24 protein-coding genes are annotated in these 22358 nt (G+C 72.9%); 12 read left to right on the plus strand and 12 right to left on the minus strand.

From position 1 onward, the window contains the following. Positions 1–12: 12 nt before the first annotated feature. From ACTMSW_RS07390 to ACTMSW_RS07410, 5 genes are all read right to left on the minus strand, one after another. Positions 13–810 carry an ABC transporter ATP-binding protein gene (locus ACTMSW_RS07390; RefSeq protein WP_441179742.1) on the minus strand — a complete coding sequence of 266 codons (798 nt, stop codon included), beginning with the start codon at positions 808–810 and terminating at the stop codon, positions 13–15. A gap of 3 nt (positions 811–813) precedes the next feature. After that, entirely contained in the window at positions 814–1818 is a 1005-nt protein-coding gene (locus ACTMSW_RS07395; protein WP_441179743.1) for an ABC transporter substrate-binding protein, read from the minus strand. Between the two features lie 58 nt (positions 1819–1876). Next, complete coding sequence (locus ACTMSW_RS07400) at positions 1877–2827, minus strand: ABC transporter permease (protein ID WP_441179744.1); 951 nt, start codon at positions 2825–2827, stop codon at positions 1877–1879. A 149-nt stretch (positions 2828–2976) separates the two neighbouring features. Continuing rightward, the gene (locus ACTMSW_RS07405; RefSeq protein WP_441179745.1) at positions 2977–3693 is read right to left on the minus strand and encodes a cupin domain-containing protein; all 717 of its coding nucleotides are present in this window, start codon (positions 3691–3693) and stop codon (positions 2977–2979) included. Next, positions 3686–4030 (minus strand): cupin domain-containing protein, encoded by a 345-nt coding sequence (locus ACTMSW_RS07410; RefSeq protein ID WP_441179746.1) that lies wholly within the window; start codon positions 4028–4030, stop codon positions 3686–3688. The genes ACTMSW_RS07405 and ACTMSW_RS07410 overlap by 8 nt, the downstream gene beginning before the upstream one ends. Positions 4031–4124: 94 nt before the next feature. Here ACTMSW_RS07410 and ACTMSW_RS07415 point away from each other — a divergent pair, with 94 nt between their 5' ends. After that, positions 4125–5216, plus strand: a complete 1092-nt coding sequence (locus ACTMSW_RS07415) for a LacI family DNA-binding transcriptional regulator (RefSeq protein WP_441179747.1) — start codon at positions 4125–4127, stop codon at positions 5214–5216. Between the two features lie 31 nt (positions 5217–5247). Here the strand turns inward: ACTMSW_RS07415 and ACTMSW_RS07420 are convergent, their stop codons facing one another. Next, the gene (locus ACTMSW_RS07420; protein ID WP_441179748.1) at positions 5248–6492 is read right to left on the minus strand and encodes a hypothetical protein; all 1245 of its coding nucleotides are present in this window, start codon (positions 6490–6492) and stop codon (positions 5248–5250) included. 154 nt (positions 6493–6646) lie between these two features. Between ACTMSW_RS07420 and ACTMSW_RS07425 the strand changes: the two genes are divergently transcribed. The 3 genes from ACTMSW_RS07425 to ACTMSW_RS07435 all read left to right on the plus strand — a co-directional run bounded on the left by ACTMSW_RS07425 (position 6647) and on the right by ACTMSW_RS07435 (position 9920). After that, entirely contained in the window at positions 6647–8206 is a 1560-nt protein-coding gene (locus ACTMSW_RS07425) for an NAD(P)/FAD-dependent oxidoreductase (RefSeq protein ID WP_441179750.1), read from the plus strand. Between the two features lie 71 nt (positions 8207–8277). Continuing rightward, a complete protein-coding gene (locus tag ACTMSW_RS07430) occupies positions 8278–8904 on the plus strand; it encodes a maleylpyruvate isomerase N-terminal domain-containing protein (RefSeq protein WP_441179751.1) in 627 nt (208 codons plus the stop codon). Then, positions 8904–9920, plus strand: coding sequence for a phosphotransferase family protein (locus ACTMSW_RS07435; RefSeq protein ID WP_441179752.1), 1017 nt, complete (start codon positions 8904–8906; stop codon positions 9918–9920). Before ACTMSW_RS07430 ends, ACTMSW_RS07435 begins: the two co-directional genes overlap by 1 nt. Before the next feature lie 49 nt (positions 9921–9969). On the opposite strand, the gene ACTMSW_RS07440 is transcribed toward ACTMSW_RS07435, so the two are convergent. The 4 genes from ACTMSW_RS07440 to ACTMSW_RS07455 all read right to left on the minus strand — a co-directional run bounded on the left by ACTMSW_RS07440 (position 9970) and on the right by ACTMSW_RS07455 (position 12806). Next, on the minus strand, positions 9970–10338 hold the full coding sequence (locus ACTMSW_RS07440) for a VOC family protein (RefSeq protein WP_441179753.1): 369 nt from the start codon (positions 10336–10338) through the stop codon (positions 9970–9972). A 132-nt stretch (positions 10339–10470) separates the two neighbouring features. Next, positions 10471–11190 carry a DUF222 domain-containing protein gene (locus tag ACTMSW_RS07445; RefSeq protein ID WP_441180182.1) on the minus strand — a complete coding sequence of 240 codons (720 nt, stop codon included), beginning with the start codon at positions 11188–11190 and terminating at the stop codon, positions 10471–10473. Then, positions 11121–11717 (minus strand): DUF222 domain-containing protein, encoded by a 597-nt coding sequence (locus tag ACTMSW_RS07450; RefSeq protein ID WP_441180183.1) that lies wholly within the window; start codon positions 11715–11717, stop codon positions 11121–11123. The genes ACTMSW_RS07445 and ACTMSW_RS07450 overlap by 70 nt, the downstream gene beginning before the upstream one ends. Before the next feature lie 429 nt (positions 11718–12146). Beyond that, on the minus strand, positions 12147–12806 hold the full coding sequence (locus tag ACTMSW_RS07455) for a fasciclin domain-containing protein (RefSeq protein ID WP_441179754.1): 660 nt from the start codon (positions 12804–12806) through the stop codon (positions 12147–12149). Between the two features lie 175 nt (positions 12807–12981). Between ACTMSW_RS07455 and ACTMSW_RS07460 the strand changes: the two genes are divergently transcribed. After that, positions 12982–13467, plus strand: a complete 486-nt coding sequence (locus ACTMSW_RS07460; protein WP_441179755.1) for an N-acetyltransferase family protein — start codon at positions 12982–12984, stop codon at positions 13465–13467. A 9-nt stretch (positions 13468–13476) separates the two neighbouring features. On the opposite strand, the gene ACTMSW_RS07465 is transcribed toward ACTMSW_RS07460, so the two are convergent. Together ACTMSW_RS07465 and ACTMSW_RS07470 are read right to left on the minus strand one after the other, a co-directional pair. Continuing rightward, positions 13477–14337 (minus strand): siderophore-interacting protein, encoded by an 861-nt coding sequence (locus ACTMSW_RS07465; protein ID WP_441179756.1) that lies wholly within the window; start codon positions 14335–14337, stop codon positions 13477–13479. Next, positions 14337–15371 carry an ABC transporter substrate-binding protein gene (locus ACTMSW_RS07470; protein WP_441179757.1) on the minus strand — a complete coding sequence of 345 codons (1035 nt, stop codon included), beginning with the start codon at positions 15369–15371 and terminating at the stop codon, positions 14337–14339. Before ACTMSW_RS07470 ends, ACTMSW_RS07465 begins: the two co-directional genes overlap by 1 nt. Positions 15372–15440: 69 nt before the next feature. Between ACTMSW_RS07470 and ACTMSW_RS07475 the strand changes: the two genes are divergently transcribed. From ACTMSW_RS07475 to ACTMSW_RS07505, 7 genes are all read left to right on the plus strand, one after another. Then, positions 15441–16538 carry a FecCD family ABC transporter permease gene (locus ACTMSW_RS07475; protein WP_441180184.1) on the plus strand — a complete coding sequence of 366 codons (1098 nt, stop codon included), beginning with the start codon at positions 15441–15443 and terminating at the stop codon, positions 16536–16538. Further along, positions 16535–17563, plus strand: a complete 1029-nt coding sequence (locus ACTMSW_RS07480; protein ID WP_441179758.1) for a FecCD family ABC transporter permease — start codon at positions 16535–16537, stop codon at positions 17561–17563. The genes ACTMSW_RS07475 and ACTMSW_RS07480 overlap by 4 nt, the downstream gene beginning before the upstream one ends. A 107-nt stretch (positions 17564–17670) precedes the next feature. Beyond that, complete coding sequence (locus ACTMSW_RS07485) at positions 17671–18486, plus strand: ABC transporter ATP-binding protein (protein WP_441180185.1); 816 nt, start codon at positions 17671–17673, stop codon at positions 18484–18486. Between the two features lie 117 nt (positions 18487–18603). Then, positions 18604–18840: a hypothetical protein gene (locus tag ACTMSW_RS07490; protein ID WP_441179760.1), complete on the plus strand. Its 237-nt coding sequence runs from the start codon at positions 18604–18606 to the stop codon at positions 18838–18840. Next, complete coding sequence (locus ACTMSW_RS07495) at positions 18837–20381, plus strand: multicopper oxidase family protein (protein WP_441179761.1); 1545 nt, start codon at positions 18837–18839, stop codon at positions 20379–20381. Before ACTMSW_RS07490 ends, ACTMSW_RS07495 begins: the two co-directional genes overlap by 4 nt. 36 nt (positions 20382–20417) lie before the next feature. Further along, the gene (locus ACTMSW_RS07500) at positions 20418–21605 is read left to right on the plus strand and encodes a histidine kinase (RefSeq protein ID WP_441179762.1); all 1188 of its coding nucleotides are present in this window, start codon (positions 20418–20420) and stop codon (positions 21603–21605) included. A 19-nt stretch (positions 21606–21624) separates the two neighbouring features. After that, a complete protein-coding gene (locus ACTMSW_RS07505; protein ID WP_441179763.1) occupies positions 21625–22323 on the plus strand; it encodes a response regulator in 699 nt (232 codons plus the stop codon). The last annotated feature ends 35 nt before the right edge of the window (positions 22324–22358 follow it).

The raw sequence follows: 22358 nt of genomic DNA on the forward strand, positions 1-22358 counted from the left end.
CGTGGGGCCTGCTCAGTGGTTCGCGGCAACGCTGCCGAGCAATCCGCGCAGGTCGGTGGCGAGGCGGTCGAAGCGGGGGTCCGACATGACCTGGGCGTAGTCGCGGTGCGGGGGCAGGTCGACGTCGAAGGTGCGCAGGATGCGCCCCGGTCGCGGGCTCATCAGGATCACCCGGGTCCCGAGGAAGACCGCCTCGGCGATCGAGTGGGTCACCAGCACCACGGTGGTGCCGGTCTCCCGCCAGATCCGGTTCATCTCGGCGTTCATCTGTTCCCGGGTGAGGGCGTCGAGGGCGCCGAACGGCTCGTCCATGAGCAGGACCGGCGGGGCGTGCAGCAGTGCGCGGCACAGGGCCACCCGCTGCTGCATGCCGCCGGACAGCTCGTGCGGCAGGGCCTTCTCGAAGCCCCGCAACCCGGTCATCTCGATCAGGGCGTCGGCGCGCTCGGCGGCGGCGCGGCGGTCCATGCCCCGCATCTCCGCCTGGAGCAGGATGTTGGCCCGCGCTCCGCGCCACTCCAGCAGGGCGGCCCGCTGGAAGACGAAGCCGATGTCCTTCTGCGGCCCGGTGACCGGACGGCCCATCAGGGAGATGTCGCCGCTGGTCGGCCGGACCAGTCCCGCCACGATCTTCAGCAGGGTCGACTTGCCGCAACCGGACGGGCCGACGATGGTGACGAACTCGCCCGGGGCGATGTGCAGGGAGACGTCGTCCAGGGCGGTGGTCTGCGACCGCTTGGAGGTGAACCGGACGCTCACCCCGGAGATGTCGATGGCGGTGCCGGTCCGTACCGGCGCGCTCGCGGTCACCGGTCAGCCCTGCGTCGCGTAGGAGGCGTCCCAGTACGCGGTGGGCGCGCCCGGGTTCTTCAGCTCGGCGTAGCGGGCCATCAGGTCGACGGTCTCGCTCCACTGGGCGTCGGTGTTCACGCCGGGGGCGGCGTCGGTGCCGATCAGCGGCAGGGCGAGGGCGAGCTGCTTGGTGAGTACCTCCGCGGGCGGCTCGTTCTCGGCCAGCTCGCTCATCGCGGAGACCGCGCCGGGGGCGTCCTTCGCGGCCTCGGTCCAGGACTTCTGCGTCGCCCGGACGAACTTGCGGGCCAGCTCCGGGTCCTTCTCGAGGGTCTCCGTGTTGGCCACCAGGCCGGTGCCGAGCAGGTTCATCCCGTAGTCGGCGAAGAGCAGCACCTCGACCTTCTTGCCGGTCTTGTTCTCGATGGTCGGGGCCTGGTCGTGGAAGAAGCCCATGATGGCGTCGACCTTGCCCTCGGCCAGCGCGGCGATCTTGCCGGCCGCGTCGACGTTGACCACCTTGACGTCGCTCTGCTTTAGGCCGTTCTTCTCCAGCCAGGCCGGGAAGGTGGCGTAGAGGGCGTCGCCGGGGGTGCCGCCGACGGTCTTGCCCTTGAGGTCGGCGGGGGTCTTGATGTTCTTGTCGGCGAAGAACTCCACCGAGGCGGGGCCCTTCTCCAGGTACGAACCCAGGCTGCGGACCGGCATGCCGCTGGCGACGGACTTCAGCAGCGCCGGGCTGTCGGCCCAACCGAACTCGGTCTGCTTCTGGGCGACCTGCTTGATCGTGTTGCCGGAGCCGTTACCGGGCTGGATCTTCAGGTCGATGCCCTCGGCGGCGTAGTAGCCCTTCTTCAGGCCGTAGTAGAAGGGTGCGTGCTCGCCGTAGGGAACCCAGTTGAGGGTCAGGGTGACGCTCTTGTTCCCGCCGTCGGAGCCGGCGTCGGAGGAGTCGTCGCCGCCGCAGCCGGTGGCGGCGAACAGCAGGGCGGTGGAGAGGAGCAGGGCGGTGGCGGTGCGCTTCATATCGGTGCCTCCGTGCTGGTGAGGAACTCGGGAGGGTGCGCGGATCTGCGGGGTGCGGTCAGGAGGTGGTGAGCGACACTCCGGTGCGGCGGCTGGCGTGCCACGGGATGAGCAGCGCCTCGGCGATCTCGACGAGGACGAACAGGACGATGCCGATGGCGGACATGAGGATCAGGTCGGCGAAGAGCAGCGCAGAGTCGAGGTTGCCGTTGGCCAGCAGCAGGACGTAACCGAGCCCTTCGCTGGCCCCGACGAACTCGCCGACCACCGCACCGACCACCGCGAGGGTGACCGCGACCTTGAGACCGGCCATCAGGTGCGGCAGGGCGTTGGGGAAACGGATCTTCCGGAAGGTCCGCCACGGGCCGGCGCCCATGGTGGACGCCAGGTCGAGCAGCTCCGGATCGGTGGAGCGCAGGCCGGCCACCCCGGAGATGACCACCGGGAAGAACGCGATGAGCACGGCCAGGATGACCTTCGGCGCCAGACCGAGCCCGAACCACACCACCAGCAGCGGCGCGATGGCGATCTTCGGGATGACCTGCGCGAAGAGGACGATCGGGTAGAGCGCCTTGTCCAGGGTGCGGGAGTAGGCGATGGCGACGGCGGTGGCGAGGCCCAGCACGGCGGCGAGGACGAAGCCGAGGACCGTCTCGTAGAGGGTGACCAGGGTGTGGCGGGCCAGTTCGGACCACTGGCTGGTCATCGTCGTCCACACCTGACCGGGGGTGGGGACGAGGTAGTTCGGCACGAACTCGCGGGCGGCGACGAACCACCAGGCGGCGAAGACCGCCACCAGCACGAGGGCCGGACGCCACAGGGCGTCGGCGAGGGCGACGAGCCGCCGGCCGAGGCCGGGACCGGGCGGGCGCCCGGCCGGCACCCCCGTCGCGCCGGCCGGGGTGGTGGTGCGGTCGGCCGGGTCCGGCCCACCGACCCGGTCGCCGGGTGTTCCGGCCGCCGGGGCGACGGGCCGGTGGCCCGCGGTGTCCAGGGCGTTCTCGGTCACGCGGATCCTCCTTCGAGCCCGGAAACGTCCCGTGGGACCGGGCCGGGTCGGCGAGTCAGGCAAACGCTTTCCTGGGAGCGTAGGGCTCTGTTTTGCCTGAGGCAAGGGCTTTCCTGGATCTGTTTGTGAAGCGTGTCCGGTCGGGCCGGTCAGCCGCCGGCCGGGTAGGTGTCCAGCAGGCCGCACATGCCGAGACGGCCCCGTTCGGCCGGCTCTCCGGCCGCGTACAACCGGGCCCCCTCCAGGTGCGCGGCGTCGCCCCGGTCGATCGCATCGAGCTGGTGCCCGGTGCGCGCGGCGGCCGCCGCCGCGCCGGCCCGCCAGCGCTGCCGCCACTGGTCGACCAGCGGCCGGCGCAGCGCCACCGCCGCCGCGTAGAACTGCTCCAACGCCGGCCGTCCGCCGGCCCGCAGCGCCGCGAAGCCGGCCACCGCGAGGTCCCGGCGGCGGTGCGCGACGCCCACGTCGCCGCCCGGCGCTCCCCCGTCCGGCAACGCCGTCGCCGCGGCGTAGGCGGCGGGATCCGCGAGGTACTCCGCCGGCAGGGTGAGCACCGCGTCACCCGCCTCGGGCAGCCCGCTGTTCTGCATGAGTACGACGATGCGCAGGTCACCGCCGTTGACCAGCCGGTGCACGGTGCCCGGCGTGAACCACACGACCGCCCCCGGGCGCAGCGGTGTCTCCCGGAAACCGTCCACGGTCAGCGTCTGCACCGTGCCGGAACCGCCGGTCACCACGTACGCCTCGGTGCAGCAGAGGTGCACGTGCGGCGTCCCGCCGACCAGGCCGTCCGGGCCCGGGGTGTCGTAGACGCAGAGCCGGGACAGCCCGACCCCGCCCGGCAGCGGGGCCGGCGCGTCAGGCATCGAAGTACTCGTCGGTGTCGTCGGCCGCCGGAAGCGCCACCAGCAGCACCTTCAGGTCGCCGATCGCCCGGTGCCGGCAGCCCGGCTTGATGAGGAAGGCCGACATCGGCCGGGCCGGGTAGCGGACGCCGTCCAGCTCGACCTCCCCCTCGCCCTCCAGCACGATGTAGTACTCGGTGGCGACCTTGTGGTAGTGGGTGAGCGCGTCCTGGATCTGGAGCAGGTGGACGCTGGCCTGGCCTCCGCTCTCGGCGATGAAGCCGCGCCGGGTGGTGCCACAGGAGCAGCGCTTGGGGGGCAGTTCGTCGAGCTGGACGATGGCGTGGCGGTCGGACATGCGGGGGCCTCCCTGCGGGAAAGGGCTTTCTTTGCGGTACGGTGACGCTAGCCCGCACGGTGAAAAGCCGTCAACAGTCAGTGAGGGGGCGGCCATGGCGACCCTGTCCGACGTGGCGCGACGGGCGGGCGTCTCGCCTGCCACCGCGTCCCGCGTGATCAACGGCAGCAGCAAGCCGGTGACCGAGGACCTGCGCGAGCGGGTGCTGCGCGCCGTCGCCGAGCTCCAGTACGTGCCCAACGCCCACGCCCAGCTGCTGGCGCGCTCGCACCGTACGGCCGTCGGCGTGATCGTCCACGACGTCTCCGACCCGTACTTCGCCGAGATCACCCGGGGCCTGCAACGGGTCGCCAGTGACCAGGGGCGGCTGCTGATGATCTGCAACAGCTACCGCGACCCGGAGCGGGAGCTGGAGTACGTCGAGCTGCTGCGCGGCCACCAGGTGGCGGCGATCATCATGGCCGGATCGGGCTACCACGACGAGACGTTCACGAAGCTGCTCAACGAGAAGCTGGCCGCGTACGAGGCGACCGGCGGGCGGGTGGCGGTGATCGGCCGGCACGAGCACTCCGGCGACGCCGTCATGCCCGACAACCGTACCGGCGGCTGGCTGATCGGCACCGAGCTGTGCGCGCTGGGGCACCGGGAGATCGGCGTGATCTCCGGACCGGCCGTCCTCACCACGACCACCGACCGGCTCGCGGGGCTGCGGGCCGCGCTCGCCGAGCACGGCCGCAGCCTGCCCGAGCACCGCATCCGGTACGCCGAGTTCGACCGGGACGGTGGCGCCGCCGCCACCGCCGCCCTGCTCGACGCCGAATCCGGACTGACCGCCGTGGTCGCCCTGAACGACTCGATGGCCATCGGCGCCCTCGCGCTGCTGCGGTCCCGGTCGGTCGCGGTGCCGCAGCAGGTGTCGGTCACCGGCTTCGACGACATGCCGATCGCCCGGGACGTGACTCCGCCGCTGACCACCGTCCGGCTGCCCCTGGTGGAGATGGGTGCGCGGGCCATGGCGCTGGCCCTGGACCCGGGTGCCGGGGCACCCCGGACCGAGGTGCTCGCCGCCGAGGTCGTCCGGCGGGACAGCGCCGGCCCGGCCCCGGACGCGGGCACGACGCGGGCACGGCCGACGAGCCGGGCGGCGTCGGGTCGACGCGTGCGCAAGGCCGACCCGGTCCGGTGACGCCGGTCGGCCCGGGCGTCGCCACCCCGGGTCAGATGATGAAGTGCGTCCAGTACGCCAGCCAGACGACGAACAGAGCGCCCTGGAGCAGGGCGAGCGCGGCGGAGAGCCACACGTCGGCAGTGGCGCGCCGGGCCCACCCGGCCAGCACCAGGGCGACCGGGAAGACCGCCAGCAGGTAGCGCAGCAGGCTCTTGTACACCGGCGGTCCCATGGACAACGGCACCATGACCATCAGCACCCCGTAGACCAGGTAGGGCAGCCCCAGGCGGCGGGCGCCCGCGACCAGGACGGCCAGCACCAGGACGGCGAGCCACACCCGCAGGGCGTCCCGGGGGCCGGTCCCGGTCAGGCCGTGCCAGAGCACGCCGAGCGGGTTCTGCACGGAGATCCCCCAGCCCTTCTCCTGGGCGTGCTTGTAGGCGAACCAGTCCCCGCCCTGCCAGCGGCAGAACGCCATGAACGTCAGCCAGCCGGCCGGCACCAGCACCAGCGGCCAGCCGACGCGCACGTACCGCGCCAGGTCCCGCGGTCGCCACCGGTAACCGTGCTGGCGCAGCAGGACCAGGGCCAACGGGACCACGACCACGAAGCCCACCGAGCGGCTCAGGCCGAGGAAGTACCCGACGACACCGGCGAGCAGCCAGCGACGCTCCTCGGCGTAGTGGAAGGTGGCCAGGGCGAGGCAGAGGAACAGCGACTCGGTCAGCGCCGCCTGGAACAGGAACGCGGCCGGAAGCAGCACCAGGTAGCGGACGAACCGCCGCGCGCCGGCGTCGTCGCCGAGCAGCCGCTCGGCCAGCCGGTAGGCGTAGTAGAGCATCAGCAGGAACGCGACGTTGGCGACCAGCAGCAGCGCCAGCGCGGTCCGCCCACCCAGCAGCAGGGCCAGCGGTTTCGCCAGGAACGGGTAGAGCAGCGGGAAGGCGAAGCCGCGCCAGGGCTCGTCCAGCGGCTGTTGCACCAGATGGTCGTACAGAAACGAGTCCCAGGCGAACCAGAGCGACAGCCACCGGTGCTCCGAGACTTCGCGCTGCTGCTGGCGCATCATCGCCTCGTGCGGCGGCGGCGCCCACGGCACCTCGTCGAACGCGCTCAACGCGAGCACGCCGACGAGGCTGAGCACGATCTTCGTGCCGAGGAAGACCACCACCACGAACGGCCACGGCGCCGGCACCCGGGTGACGGCCCGACCCACCGCGCCGCGCGCCGCGTCGACCCGCGCGCCGAGCCGTTCCCGCGGCCCCACCGCGCTGCGCGGCCGTCCGTCCCCCACGCCAACTCCGATCCGTCCGTTTCCGGCGGTGCCACATCCCCGTTTCGCGTCGCCCGACACGTCACCCGGCCGGAAGAAACCGGCGGTGGGGGTGAGACCGCGCGGATGGCGGGTAAGCGCGCCGCCTCACACCGGACGCAGGGAGCGGGCGAACATGGCTGACGAACAAGGCACCGTGGTGATCGGTGCGGGGCCGGCCGGGCTGACGGCGGCGTACGAACTGCTCCGGCACGGGACCCCGGTGCGGGTGTTCGAGTCCGACCAGGTGGTGGGCGGCATCAGCCGCACCGTGGAACGCGACGGGTGGCGGTTCGACATCGGCGGGCACCGGTTCTTCACGAAGGTGTCGCGGGTCGAGGACTTCTGGCACGAGATCCTGCCCGACGAGGACTTCCTGCTGCGGCCGAGGATGAGCCGCATCTACTACCGGGGTGCGCTCTACGACTACCCGCTCAGTGCGTCCAACGCCCTGCGCAACCTCGGCATCCGGGAGGCGGCGCTCTGCATGGCCTCGTACGCCCGGGCCCGGCTGCGCCCCCCACGGGACCAGTCGCACTTCGAGGGCTGGGTGTCGGCCCGTTTCGGGTGGCGGCTGTACTCGATGTTCTTCAAGACCTACACGGAGAAGGTCTGGGGCATGCCGGCCGACCGGTTGCAGGCCGACTGGGCGGCGCAGCGGATCAAGAACCTGTCGCTGTCCAAGGCGGTCCTCAACGCGCTGTTGCCCCGGCGCAACCGTAAGGACGTGACCAGCCTGATCGAGGAGTTCCAGTACCCGAAGCTCGGGCCGGGGATGATGTGGGAGCGCTGCGCGGAGGAGGTGCGCCGCCGCGGGGGTCGGGTCGAGACCGGCACCTGGGTCACCGCCGTGCACCGGGACCCGGAACACCGCCGCGCAATCTCGGTCAGCGTGGACTCCGAGGGCGGGCGGCGTACCGAGCCCGCCGCGCACGTGATCTCGTCCATGCCGATCTCCGAGCTGGTGGCCGCGCTGAGTCCGGCCCCTCCGCCGGAGGTCCGGGCCGCCGCGGAGGACCTGCGCTACCGGGACTTCCTCACTGTCGCGCTGGTCGTACCGGCGGAGTTCTCCTTCCCGGACAACTGGATCTACGTCCACGACCCCGGTGTCAAGGTCGGCCGGATCCAGAACTTCGGGTCCTGGTCACCGCACCTGGTGAAGGACGGTCGCACCTGCCTGGGCCTGGAGTACTTCGTGTTCGAGGACGACGAGACCTGGCGTACGCCGGACGCGGAACTCGTCGCCGCCGCCACCGTGGAGCTGGAGCGGCTCGGGCTGATCCGGCCCGGGGTCGTCGAGGCCGGCTACGTGGTCCGGATGCCCAAGGCGTACCCGGTCTACGACGAGCGGTACCAGCGCAACGTGGACGTGATCCGGGAGTGGCTGGCCCGGGAGGTGCCCAACGTGCACCCGGTCGGGCGCAACGGCATGCACCGCTACAACAATCAGGACCACTCGATGCTGACCGCCATGCTGACGGCGGAGAACATCGCGCTGGGCACCTCCCACGACGTCTGGTCGGTCAACGTCGAGCAGGACTACCACGAGGAGACGGCGAAGCAGGACGGCGACGGCCACCGCGGCACCGGCCGCGACGCGCCGATCGTGCCCGCACCCCCGGTGGCCTCCGTCGGCGGTGGGCCGGCCGGGGACGAGCCGTCACGGTCCGCACCGCAAGGGGTACGCCTCGGCTGAGCGCCCCGGGGCCGCCACGCGACGCCGCCGACGGGTGGTGGCGAACCGTCCGCCTCCGTAGTCTCGGCCGGATGATCCGCGACGCCTTCCTGGACGCGGCCGACGTCGCCGCGACACTGCTGCGTGCACCCGTGCTCGCCGGGCGCTGGTCGGCCCCGAGCGCACTGGCGGACTTCACCATCGGTGGGCTCGCCCGCCACCTCGCCAACCAGGTCACCCGCACCACCGGCCTGCTCGCCGCCGCACCGGGCACCTCGGCCGTCCCGCTGCTGGACCACTTCACCGGCAACCCGTGGGTGACCTCGGGGGTGGACGGCGCGGACAACATGGGCATCCGCCGGCGCGGCGAACGGGACGCCGCCGCCACCACGCCGGACCGGCTCGCCGACGAGGTCGACGCCGCCCTCAGCGAACTCCGACGGACGGTTCCCGCGCAGCCGACGGACCGGATCGTCGACCTGGGCGAGTGGGGCCTGCGGGTGGACGACTTCCTGCTGACCCGGGTCCTCGAACTGGTCGTGCACACCGACGACCTGGTGGTCAGCCTCGGTCTGCCGACCCCCGCGCTGCCGGCCGCCGCGACGGAGGCGTCCCTGCACCTCCTCGTCCGTCTCGCGGCCTGGCGGCACGGCCCACTGGACGTGGTGCGCGCCCTGGCCCGGCGGGAGCGGGCACCGGCCTCGGTCGCCGCGCTCTGATGGCCGCCTTCAGCCCCACCCAGCGCCACCTCTCCCCCGCCGACGTCGGGCGGTACGTCCGCGCCTCGTTCGGGCCCCGGCGGACCGCCGCCGCATGCGGACCCATGGGTGGAGGCGGCTTCGCCGCGGTCTGGTGGGTACGCCTCGACGACGGCCGCGACGTGGTGCTCAAGGTCGCCCCCGCGCCGCACGTACGGCTGCTGCGCTACGAGCAGGACCTCACCGATGCCGAGGCACGCTACTTCCGGCTGGTGGCGGCCGAGGTGCCCACGGTTCCGGTCCCACCCGTGCTGCACCAGGGAACGGATGCCGATCTCGGCGAGTGGCTGTTCACCGGTCGACTGCCCGGCCGCTCCCTCGCCGAGCTGTCCGCGACCGGAGCGGACCTGACCCGCGCCCGCCACGACGTCGGCCGGGCGGTCGCCGCCCTGCACCGGGTCACCGGCGACCACTACGGCTATCCCGACAACAGGCGGGCGTGCGGAGACACCTGGCGCGACGCCTTCGGCGCCATGGTGGACGAGCTGCTCGCCGACGCGGCCGACTGGCAGGTGCCGCTGCCCGCGCCCGCGCCGCGCGTCCGGTCACTCGTCGACCGGCACGGCGACGCGCTGGACCAGGTGCGCCGGTCCGCCCTGCTGCACTTCGACGGCTGGGACGGCAACGTCCTCGCCGCGCCCGACGCGACGGGCACGTACCGCCTGTGCGGACTGGTCGACGGCGAGCGCTGGCTGTACGGCGACCCGCTGCTGGACCTGGTCTCCCCGCTGCTCTTCCGGCGTGTCGAGGACGAGCCGCAAGACCCGTTCCTGCGCGGCTACGCGCACGCCACCGGTGAACCGCTGGTACTCGACGACGGCGCCCGGCGGCGACTGGCGCTCTACCGCCTGCACCTCTACCTGTTGATGACCGTGGAGATGCCGAGCCGTGGCATCACCCGGCAACGTGACCCGGAACGGCACGACCGGCTGGCGCGTCTGCTCACCGCTGAGCTGGACGCGCTGCAGAAGGACTGAGCGGCGCGGACGCCGATACGTGCGCCAGCCCGCCGGACCGAAGGCCGTCCTACAGCTCCTGGACGGGACGGGACAGCAGGCAGAACTCGTTGCCCTCGGGATCGGCGAGCACGACCCAGGTCGCATCCGAGGGCTGCCCCACGTCGACGGGCCGTGCGCCGAGGGCGAGCAGCCGGTCAAGCTCCTCCGCGGTGGACACGCCGTCGGCCCGCAGGTCGAGATGCAACCGGTTATTGATCACCTTGCCCTCCGGCACAGCAGCCACGTCGATCGTCGGCCAGGACCGGTCGGCGGCTGCGATGGTGATCACCTCGGAATCCTCCTCGACGATCTGCCAGCCGAGGACCGCACACCAGAAGTCGGCGATCAGGTGCGGTTGGACGGCGTCGATGACGATGACGGCAAGACGGCTCGGCATGCCTCATTGTCACCCGCCCACGATGCTGCACCAGCCCAGGCGCAGCGCTCGTCCGGACGAGACCCGGCACCACCGCCCACGAGCTGCTGGTCCACGCGGTGAGGCCCGACCGGTGCCCGGTGGGCGAATCGCTCAGCACCGTCGGTGGTAGACGTTACGGCGGGCCACGCGTTGCGGGTCCAGCCAGGCCGGCGGCAGGAACTCGGGACGGCCGTCGGCTCCCCGGCGTATCGTCCACTCGCCCTGATGGACGACCCGGTGGTGGTGACCGCAGAGCAGGACGGCGTTGTCGAGTCGGGTGGGTCCCCCGTCCGACCAGTGTCGGATGTGGTGGCCGTCGCACCACCGCGGCGGCCGGTCGCAGCCCGGGAAGGCACAGCCGCCGTCGCGCAGGACCAGGGCGCGCCGCAGCGGACCGGTGACGAGCCGGCGCTGCCGGCCCAGGTCGAGGACCTGACTCTCGCCACCCAGGACGGCCGGGAGGACGGCGGCGTCGCAGGCGATCCGCCGGACGGCGTCGGGCGTGAGACGGAGACCGGTGTCGAGGGTGCCGGCACCGAGGTGGTTGAGCAACGGATCCAGCGCGACGGTGACGACGAGCTGCGGCCGGTCACCGCCGTGCTCAGGAAGGTCGCCGGTGCGCAGCACCAGGCGGCACACCTCGGCGAGCGCGTCGTGCCGTCGTTGGCCGGGACTGCGGTCGTCATCCACTCCCCCGGGCGCGCACAACGGCTCGATCGCCGCGCGGAGCAGCGAGGCGGTCTCGCCGTCGAGGCGGCCGCTCACCCGGACCTGCCCGTCGGGCTGGTCGGAGAGCGTGAGGTGACGGTCGACCAGGGCCCGTTCCTCGATGCGCCGGAGCGCTTCCGCCTCGGCCTGCTCGGCGAGGTCGGAGCGACGTGGTGGAGAATGCGTGCGCCGAGACGGCGCAGGACGGTGGGCTCGTGCTGCACGGCGAGGTCGACCAGCAGCGCGGCGGCCTTGTCGGCCACCTCCGGGCCGGCCTCGACCGGCAACGCGCCGACGGCCTCGGCGACCACCACGGCCTGCTCGACGGTGACCGCGCCACGGGCCAGCGCCGACCGCACCTGGGACGGCCCCGCCTCCACGGTCGCGGCAGCAGCCACCAGGTGACGTGCGGAGCGGCCGGTCAGCCGAAGCCGGTCGCGCAGCCACACCGCCGTCGAGGTGGCACCCTGCCGGGTGGCGAGCCCGCGACCGTCAACCTCCCGCACCAGGCCCAGCTTCAGCGCCGTCAGTCGCTGTTCCAGCAGGTGCACCGTATCCAGTGACGCGATCAGGTCCTCGTCGGACCACGCCCATGACGACGCGTCGACGACCTCGTCGAACACCTCGCTGAGCTGCGCCAACGCCACCATCACGCGTCCACGTCAGAACAGAAGTACGACATTTTCCGCCACGGCCAACCGACCGCCGGAAGGCCAGGACGGCGTGGCGGGGAGGTGGGGGGCGGTAGGGCGAGCCGGAACAGTGGCATCGCCGCTGTCGGGTCCGGCCCCCGCGTTCGTCGGTGGGCAGGGGAAGGACGTCCCTTCGAGGGAACCCCATGCCGCCAGTACGCAGTTCTGTTCCACTCGCCCGCGCCCGCCGACCCGATGGAGCTGATGCCCGTACGGGGAGCGGCACCCGGACCAGATCGAGGAGTTGGGCGGCCGGTTCGTGACGGGCTTCGCGCTGTAGCCGAGCACCACCGCCCGGGGCTGGCACGACGACGGCCTGCAGAACGACGGCCCGGCACGACGAAGGGTGGCGCCGACGTCGCGTCGGCGCCACCCTCATGGCGTACGTCAGTCCAGGTCGACCGGGCGCAGCACCCGGTCGATGGCGTGCGCGATCTGCTTGTTGCCCTTGTTTACGTCGAAGACGACGACGCGCGGGTCACGGTCGTCGGTGTCGGCGTCGATCAGCCGCACCTGCTTGTAGTGCGGGTAGTGGCGAACGTCGACCTCGATCGTCGGGCCGAGCGCGGTGGTCAGCTCCGCACCGTCGGCCTTGACCGCGGTCTTGCGGTCGATCGTGGCGCCCGGCACCACGTGGTAGAGAAGGACGTTCTCCACGGTGTCGATGCCGAGGCCGGCGACGGCGGTGAAGGTGGCGCTCTCGCTCGGCAGGTGGGGGTAGGCGTCGGTGAGGTCCTGGACGAGCCGCTGGAAGGCGCCGTCGTTCGGGATGAACGCGGTCAGCGCGACGTTGCCGTCGGTGAGCACCTTGACCGCCGAGTCCGGCTTGGCCTCCAGCACCGCCAGCACGGCCTTGGTCAGGACGTCGAAGTCGCGCGGGTTGTGGTCGAAGCCGCTCTTGTCGGCCAGGAGCACCTGGGCGAGGGAATTCGTGCCCAGCGGCTTCTTGGCGCCGGCCTGGGCGGCCGGTACGGCGACGGCGGTGGTGGCCAGCGCGGTGGCCACGGCGCCCACCGCCACTCGGGCGGCGAGTCGTGCGATGTTCATCAGCGGGCCTTTCGTCGAAGCGACTCGATGCGTGACTGTCGTCACGACCCATGCTTCGTCCGGCCCCGGCCCCGTGGATGCGCCCCGACGAAAAAACTCCAACGGAAACTGCGGACGGAGAGCCCGCACGGAAATGGCGTTGCCGCCGGGGAGCGGCGGACCTAGCGTCCGGACCGTGCGGATCCGCGAGTTCGACGAACGGGACTGGCCCCGGGTGTGGCCGATCATCGCCGACGTGGTGCGGGCGCGGGAGACCTTCACGTACGACCCGGAGCTGCGCGCCGAGCAGGCGTACGCCCTGTGGGTGGAGCCCTCGCCCGCGCGGACCGTCGTCGCGGTCGAGGGCGACACGGTCCTCGGCACGGCGAAGATGGGCACCAACCGGCCCGGGCCGGGCGACCACGTCTCCACCGCGAGCTTCATGGTGGCCCGGACGGCGCGCGGCCGGGGCGTGGGCACCGCCCTCTGCCGCGACGCGCTCGCCTGGGCCCGCGCCCGGGGGTACGCGGGGATGCAGTTCAACGCGGTGGTCGAGTGCAACACGAGCGCGGTGGAGCTGTACCGGCGGGAGGGTTTCGCGGTGGTCGGCACGGTGCCCGGCGCGTTCCGGCACCCGACGCACGGGCGGGTGGGCCTGCACGTGATGTACCAGGAGTTCTGATTCCCGTTGTCAGGCGGCGGCGGAGGCCAGCGCCTCGCTGCGGACGTCCTCCTCGGACAGGCCGCGCCGCCAGTAGCCGGAGAAGGTGACCCGGCGGCGGTCCAGGCCGCGGTCGGTGACGAGGTGGCGCCGGACCGCGCGGACCATGGCCGATTCGCCGGCGATCCAGGCGTACGGTGTGCCGGCCGGTAGCCGTGCGGCGCGGACGGCGTCGGCGAGCAGGCTGCTGCCGGCGGGAGTGCCCCCGCGGACGATCCAGCGCACCTCGGCGTGGGCGTCGGTGGGCAGGTCCTGGATGTCGCCCGGGTCGGGGACCTCGACGAAGGCGCGCACCCGGATGCCGGCGGGCAGCCAGGCGAGGATGCCACCGACCGCCGGCAGGGCGGTCTCGTCGGCGACCAGCAGCACGTGGTCGGTGTCGTCCGGCGGCCGGAAGCACACGCTGCGGTTGTCGTGCACGGCCGGCCCGAGCAGGACGACGCGGTCGCCGGGGCGGGTCCGGCCCGCCCAGCGGGTGGCCGGGCCGGTGCCGCCGTGCCGGACGAAGTCGATGTCCACCTCGGACGCCCCGGGTCGCTGCTCCCGGATCGTGTAGGAGCGCATCACCGCCCGCACGTCCGGGTCCATCGTCCGGTACGCGGTGAACCAGTCCTCCTCCGCCTCGTCCGGCAGCACCGGCTCGCCCTGACCCGGGTGCGGAAGGAACACCGACACGCTCTGGTCACGGCCACCGCCCGCGAAGTGGGCCAGGTCCGGACCGCCGAGGGTGACCCGTACCAGCGAGGTGCCGACGGTACGCACGGCGACCACCTGGGCGGCGAAGAAGCGGTACTGGAGGGCGACCGGCTCGGCGGTGGTGCTGGTCGCCATCAGCTGACCTTCCGGGCGCCCTGGATGGCCTTGGCCAGGTTCTCCAGGAGCGGGGCGGCACCGGCGTACGAGAAGCGGGGCACGGCGTCCCACGGGGTGACCTGGTTGGCCCGGACCGCCGGAAGCTGGGCCCAGGTCGGCCGGGCGGCGAGGTCCTTGGGCTGCAGGGCGGTGCTGCGGTTGTCCAGCAGGATCAGGTCGGCCGGGAACTTGCCGGCGTTCTCCCAGCTCAGGGCCTCGAAGTAGTCGCCCGCCTCCAGCTTGGTGGGGACCACGATGTCGACGCCGAGTTCGGCGAAGTACATCAGGTCGGTGCTCACCTTCGGGTTGGAGACGTAGAACAGGTCGGGGCTGCCCGAGCAGGCCATGACCTTGATGCCGGGGTTGGCCTGCACGGCTTGGCGCACCGACTCGGCGGCGGCGTCGAAGCGGGCCCGGGCGTCGGTCACCTTCTTCGCCGACAGGTCGGCGCCGAGAGACCCGGCGAGCTGCGCGTACCGCTCGATCGGCTTGGTCATCGGCACCCGGGCGGTGGTGACGGCCACGCTGGGCGCGAGCGGGAGGATCTTGTCTTTGCTCTCGTCCGGCACGTACCACAGGGCACCCGGGTCGTACATGTGGGTGACCAGCAGGTCGGGGCGCAGGGCCGCGTACTTCTCCAGGTTGAACTCACCCCAGACGTTGCCCAGGATCTCCACGCCCTCGACGTTCAGGTCACCGGCCTGCGGGTCCTTGGTGCCGTCGGCGCGCTTCGTCTCCCCGAAGACGCCGACGAGTTGCTTGTCGAGTCCGAAGTCGACCAGTGCGGCGGCGACCCCGGTGAAGGCCACGACACGGGTCGGGGCGGCCGCCGCGTCGACCTTCGTGCCCCGGTCGTCGGTGAACGACCACGGGCCGCCCGAGCTCCCGGCCGACGGGCCGGAGGAGGTGTCGTCACGGCCGCAGGCGCCGAGCAGGGCGGCCAGGGTGGCGGCCCCACCGGCGGCGAGGAGGCCGCGGCGGGAGAGTCGGGAGGCGGGCACGGAATGCGGCATGGTGTCGTCTTTCGATCAGGGTCGCGGATGACCATGGACAGCGCGGTTAGGTTAACCTAACCTAAGTCGCTGTCAAGACCCGTCCGGCGATCCCGCACCACATCGGAGCCCACACTGTCCGTCACACACTCACCACCCACGGCTCCCGTCGCCGCACCCCCGCCGCCACCGGCCCGACGCCGTACCGCCGGGCGCGCCGCCGGCCTGGCCGCGTCCGTGCTGCTGCTCGGCACCGTGGCGGTGCTCAGCATCGCGGTCGGCGCGAAGCAGCTCCCGCTCGCCGACGTGTGGCAGGGCCTGCTGCACCGCGACGCCGCCGAGTACGCCGTCGTGCACCGGATGCGCCTGCCGCGTACGCTGCTCGGCCTGCTCGCCGGTGCCGCGCTCGGCGTGGCCGGCGCGGTGATGCAGGCGCTCACCCGCAACCCGCTCGCCGACCCCGGACTGCTCGGCATCAACGCCGGGGCCTCGGCGGCGGTCGCCACCGGGGCCGCGCTGGTCGGTGTCGGGTCGATCGGTGGGCAGGTCTGGTTCGCGATGCTCGGCGCGGCCGTCGTCACCGCCGCCGTCTACGTCGTCGGGGGCGGGCGAGGTGCCACTCCCGCCCGACTGGCGCTGGCCGGCGCGGCGTTGAACGCCACCCTCTACTCGTACGTCAGCGCGGTGATGCTGCTCGACGCCGCGTCGCTGGAACGGCTGCGGTTCTGGACGGTGGGCTCCCTGGCCAGCGCGGAGATCGGCACCGTGCGGACGGTCGCGCCCTTCCTGGCGGCCGGGCTGCTGGTCGCGCTGGCCGTCGCGCGTCCGCTCAACGCGCTGGCGCTCGGCGACGACGCGGCGCGGGCCCTCGGTGCCCGGCCGGCCCTGGTGCGCGGCGCGGTGATCGTGGCGGTCACCCTGCTCTGCGGCGCGGCCACCGCGGCCTGCGGACCGATCGTCTTCGTCGGCCTGCTGGTGCCGCACCTCGTCCGCGCCCTCACCGGGCCGGACCTGCGGTGGCTGCTGCCGTACTGCGCGGTGCTCGCTCCGGTGCTGCTGCTCGGCGCGGACGTGCTCGGCCGGGTGCTGAGCCGGCCGGGCGAGCTCCAGGTCGGCATGGTCACCGCCGTGCTCGGCGGGCCGCTGTTCCTCTGGCTGGTGCTGCGTCGACCGGTGGCGCACCCGTGATCGTCCTGCGTACCCCCGGTGGGCTGTCCCTGCGGCTGCGTCCCCGCGCGCTCGCGGTCGGCGCGACGTGCGCGCTGCTGACCGTGGCGCTGGGCGTCGTCGCGATCGGCAGCGGCGACTACCCGATGAGCGCCGTCGACGTGCTGCGCACCCTGGCCGGCGGCGGCTCCCCCGCCGAGGACTTCATCGTGACGGAGCTACGGCTGCCCCGGCTGGTCACCGCCGTCGCGGTGGGCGCCGCGCTCGCCCTGGCCGGCGCGGTCTTCCAGTCGCTGGTCCGCAACCCGCTGGGCACCCCCGACATCCTCGGCTTCACCCAGGGAGCCGCGACCGGCGCGCTCGTCGTGGTGGTGCTCGGCGGTGGCAGTGCCATGCTGGCCGGCGCCGCGCTGACCGGCGGCCTCGCCACCGGCGTGCTGGTGTACGCGCTGGCCTGGCGGCGGGGCGTGCACGGCTACCGGCTGATCCTGGTCGGCATCGGCGTGGCGGCCGTCCTCACCGGCGTCAACGGGTGGTTGCTGACCCGCGCCCCGCTGATGGACGCCGCTCGCGCGGTGCTCTGGCTCACCGGCAGCCTGGACGGGCGCGGTTGGTCGAACGCGGTGCCCCTGCTGGTCGCGCTGGCCGTGCTGGTGCCGGTGGTGCTGCTCGCCAACGGTCCCGCCCTGCGACTGGTCGAGATGGGTGACGACGCCGCGAGCGCGCTCGGCGTACGCGTGCAACGCCTGCGGCTGGTCGTGCTCGCCGCGGCGGTCCTGCTGGTCTCCCTCGCGGCGGCCGCCGCCGGGCCGGTCTCCTTCCTGGCGCTGACCGCGCCCCACCTGGCGCGACGGCTGACCCGCGCGCCCGGACCGAACCTGCTGCCCTCGGCGGCCGTCGGCGCGCTGTTGCTGGTCGCCGCCGACCAGATCGCGCAACGGGCCGTTCCCGGCCACCAGCTGCCCGTCGGCGTGGTGACCGGTGTCCTCGGCGGCGGATACCTCGTCTGGCTGCTGGCCACCGAGCGTCGGGCCGGCCGGCTGTGACCGCCACGACCGCCGGGCCGGCGGTGCCGGCCACCATCCCGGGGCCGGCCGGCGACGCCGGCCGCGACGAGAACGGAGCACCCATGTCCCGGTTGAGCGGCACGGCGATGACCCTCGCCTACGAGCGGCGGACCATCGCCGAGGACCTGACCGTCACCGTCGAAGACGGCTCGTTCACGGTGGTCATCGGTCCCAACGCCTGCGGCAAGTCCACCCTGCTGCGGGCACTGTCCCGGCTGCTGAGACCGACCGCCGGGGCGGTGCTGCTCGACGGCGAGGACATCCACCGTCGCCCGGCCCGGGCCGTCGCCCGGACCCTCGGGCTGCTGCCGCAGTCCTCCGTCGCGCCGGAGGGCATCGGCGTCGCCGAACTGGTCGCCCGCGGCCGGTACCCGCACCAGGGGCTGCTGCGGCAGTGGTCCCGTGAGGACGAACGGGTGGTCGCCGAGTCGATGGCCGCGACCGGCGTCGGCGACCTCGCCGACCGCCCGGTCGACGAGCTGTCCGGTGGGCAGCGGCAGCGGGTCTGGCTGGCCATGGCCCTGGCCCAGCAGACGCCGCTGCTGCTGCTGGACGAGCCGACCACCTACCTGGACATCGCCCACCAGATCGAGATCCTCGACCTGTGCGCCCGGCTGCACGAGGAGCAGGGGCGGACGCTGGTGGCGGTGCTGCACGACCTCAACCACGCCGCCCGGTACGCCACCCACCTGATCGCCATGCGCGACGGACGGGTGGTGGCCGCCGGCCCGCCCCGGGAGGTGGTCACCGCCGCTCTCGTCGAGGAGGTGTTCGGCCTGCCCTGCCGGGTGATCGACGACCCGGAGACCGGCACCCCGCTGGTCGTGCCCGCGCGGCGCCGCCTCCCGGCGGTCCGGCCCACGGTCGCCGCGGACCGAGGGTCGACCCCGAGCCTTCCCTGAGGCCGGACACGCCGGCGTACACCGGCGGGAGTAGTGAAAGTGTCTCCCGCCGGCGGACGCCACACCGCTCGTCGCTGCGTAGCTTTTCGAGGCGTACCGACGACGACGGGAGCGACGATGAACGACAGCCGGACGGGGGGACGGCCCCGACTGCGCCGGCCCCTGCTGTGGGTGGGCCTGGCCGTGGCCGTCCTCGGCATCGTCTTCAACCTCGGTCTCTTCTTCGTGCCACCGGACGTGTGGTTGGAGGACCCGAAGCTCGTGCCCATGCCCGAGGTCCTCGTCGGCTGGTGGGCCGCGGCGGTGGGCGTGCTGATGATGGCGTGGAGCCAGCGGGGCCGAGCCCGCCGGTGAACGGGCAGCATCCCCGCCGCCGTGCGGTACTCAAGGGACTCGCCGCCACCGGCATCGTGCTCGTCGCGCCCGCCGCCGGCTTCGCCGGGTGGGTCTGGGCGGACGCCGGCCGGAGCAACACCGGCACCCTCTCCTTCCGCAACCGCCTCCGGATCCCGCCACTGCTGGACCCCACCACCGACCGCGACGGGCGCAGGGGGTTCCGGCTTGATCTGCGGGAGGGGTCCACCGAGTTCCTGCCCGGCACCCGCACCGACACCTGGGGAGCCAACGGCACCTACCTCGGGCCGACCCTCCGGGCGCGACGCGGCGACCGCGTCGCGGTGGACGTCACCAACCACCTTCCCGAGCCGACCACGATCCACTGGCACGGCATGCACCTGCCGGCCGAGATGGACGGCGGGCCGCACCAGCCGATCGAGCGGGACACGACGTGGCAGCCGTCCTGGACGGTCGACCAACCGGCCGCCACCCTCTGGTATCACCCGCACCTGCACCAGGCCACGGCGAAGCACGTCTACCGGGGCGTCGCCGGCCTGTTCCTCGTGGACGATCCGGTCACGGACGCGCTGCCGCTGCCCGGCCGGTACGGGGTGGACGACGTCCCGCTGATCGTGCAGGACAAGAAGATCGCCGACGACGGCAGCCTCGACGAGTCGGCACTGACCTTCGGCGGGCTCACCGTCACCGGCCTGCTCGGCGACCGGATCCTGGTCAACGGCACGTACGACCCATGGTTCGAGGTGACCACCGAGCTGGCGCGGTTTCGCCTGCTCAACGGCTCCAACGCCCGGATCTACCACGTCGGGTTCACTGACGACCGGGAGTTCGCGCTCATCGCCGTCGACAGCGGCCTGATCGACGCGCCGCAACGGATGAACCGGCTCCTGCTCTCCCCCGGCGAACGCGCCGAGATCGTCGTCCGCTTCGCGCCGGGCGACGAGGTGGTCATGAAGAGCTTCCCGCCGCCCCTGCGGGCCCCCTTCGCCTACGAGCGGCTGGCCGGCGGGGACGACGAGCACGACCTGGTCAAATTCGTCGCGGCCCGCACGCTGCGCCCCAGCCTCGCGCTGCCCGAGGTGCTGGCCGAGCGGACTCCCGCGCCGACGCCGACCGGCGACCCCTTCCGGCTGACCATGGGCGACTTCACCTTCAACGGCCGGACCATGGAGATGCGGCGGCTGGACCGGGTCGTCGGAGCCGGGACGGTCGAGCGGTGGGAGATCGTCAACGGCCAGTCCATCCCGCACAACTTCCACGTGCACGGGGCGTCGTTCCACGTCCTCGACATCGACGGCCGGACGCCGCCGGCACACCTGCACGGCGCCAAGGACACCGTCTACGTGGCACCGGGCACCACGGTCACCCTCGCGGTGTCGTTCCTGTCGTGGTCCGACCCGCGGACCCCGTACATGTTCCACTGCCACCTGCTCGCGCACGAGGACTCCGGCATGATGGGGCAGTTCGTGACGGTGTCCGACGCGGACCAGGCCCTGGTCCGCAGCGACCGGCTGCCGCAGGTCCACGACCACGGGGGCTGAGACGGTGCCGATGCGGCACGGAGGTGCACACAGTCGATGACGGCCCCCTCGCCATCCCGACCCACCCGCTCCACATGGTGGGTCGACCTGCTCGTGGCGGGCGTCGGCGGCGCGGCCATCACGGTCTCCACCTCGGTGGCGACCGAGCCGACGAGCCGCTCGTCGAGTCTCGCGGCGTACCTGTTCGGCGTGATCCTCGGCGGCATGCTGCTGGTCCGCCGGCGGTGGCCCACCGGCGTCCTGGTCGGTTCCCTGCTGACGGTCGTCGTCTACAACCTGACCGACTTCCCCAGCGTCTCGCCGATCTGGCCGCTGCTGGTCCCGCTCTACACCGTCGCCCGGGCCGGCCGGATGCTCGTCGCGGCGCTGGTCGGCGGCTCCATGCTGCTCATCTCCATCGCCTGGATCGCGTGGTCGGAGCGGTTGCCGCTGGACGTGCTCGACGGCGCGCTCCGCGAGTCGGTGCTGCTGGCGCTGGTGCTCGCGCTGGCGACCGCCAACCGCAACCGGGAGATGTGGACCCGGGAGCTGCGGACCCGACTGCGGATGGAGCAGGAGCACCGCGACCGCGAGGTGGGCCGGCGGCTCATCGAGGAGCGCCTCGGCATCGCCCGGGAGCTGCACGACGTCACCGCGCACGCCCTGGCCGTGGTCGCCATCCAGACGGGACTGGCCCGTGAGCTGCTGCACGACGATCCCGACGCCGCGCAGGAGGCGCTGGACGCCGCCCGTCGGGTCAACGTCGAGGCGATCGGCGAGTTGCAGGCCGCGGTCCGGGTGCTGCGGGGCGGCGACGAACCGCCGCAGGCGAGCCTGACACCGGCCCCCGGCGTGGAGCAGTTGCCCGCGCTGGTCGAGCGCACCATCGACAGTGGCCTTGCCGTCGAGTTGGTGGAGACCGGCGTCCGCCGGGCCGTGGCACCGGCCGCCGGCCTGGCCCTCTACCGCATCGTGCAGGAGTCGCTGACCAACGTGCTCCGCCACTCCGACGCCACCTCCGCGACCGTCGAGCTGCACCACTGCGACCAGGGTGTCCGCGTACGGGTCAGGGACGACGGACGCGGCCCGACGTCGGGCGAGGGGCATGGCATCGTCGGGATGCGGGAACGCGCCACCAGCATCGGTGGCTCACTCGCGGCGGGGCCGGGTGAGCACGGCGGGTTCGTGGTCGAGGCGTGGCTGCCGGCGACGTCCGTCTCGGCATCCCCGCTCTCCACCATCTGACCTCGCGAAGGAGGCCGACGTGACGATCCGGGTGCTGGTGGCCGACGACCAGCAGTTGGTGCGGACGGGCCTGCGCGGGTTGCTGGAGCGGGACCCGGACATCCGGGTGGTGGCGGAGGCCGGGGACGGGCGGGAGGCGCTGCGGCTGACCGTCGAGCTGCGGCCGGACGTCGCGCTGGTGGACATCCGGATGCCGGAGCTCGACGGTCTGGAGCTGACCCGGCGGATCACCACCGACCCGGACCTCACCGACGTCCGTGTCGTGGTGCTGACCACCTTCGAGACCGACCAGTACATCTTCGAGGCGATCCGGGCCGGCGCGAAGGGCTTCCTGACCAAGACGGTCAGCCGGGAGGAGCTGTGCCGCGCGGTCCGGGTCGTCGCCGGCGGCGAGGCGCTGCTCAGCCCGAGCGTGACCGGACGGGTCATCGCCGAGTTGTCCCGCCGGCCGGACCCGGCCCGTTCGTCCCCGGAACGGCTGTCCGCACTGACCGTCCGCGAGCGCGAGGTGCTGGCGATGATCGCGTCCGGCCGGAGCAACGCCGAGATCGGTGAGGCGCTGCGGATGAGCCCGTTGACCGCCAAGACGCACGTCAGCCGCATCATCACCAAGCTGCGGGTACGCGACCGCGCGCAACTCGTGGCACTGGCCTACGAGACCGGGCTGGTGCAGCCCGGCGCCGGCGGCGTACCGCCGGGCGGCTCCGCGGCTCGGTGAGCACGGCTCAGTCGGCGGTGCGCCCGGCGCGGCGG

Source organism: Micromonospora sp. BQ11, assembly GCF_052068135.1.
Lineage (GTDB): Bacteria > Actinomycetota > Actinomycetes > Mycobacteriales > Micromonosporaceae > Micromonospora.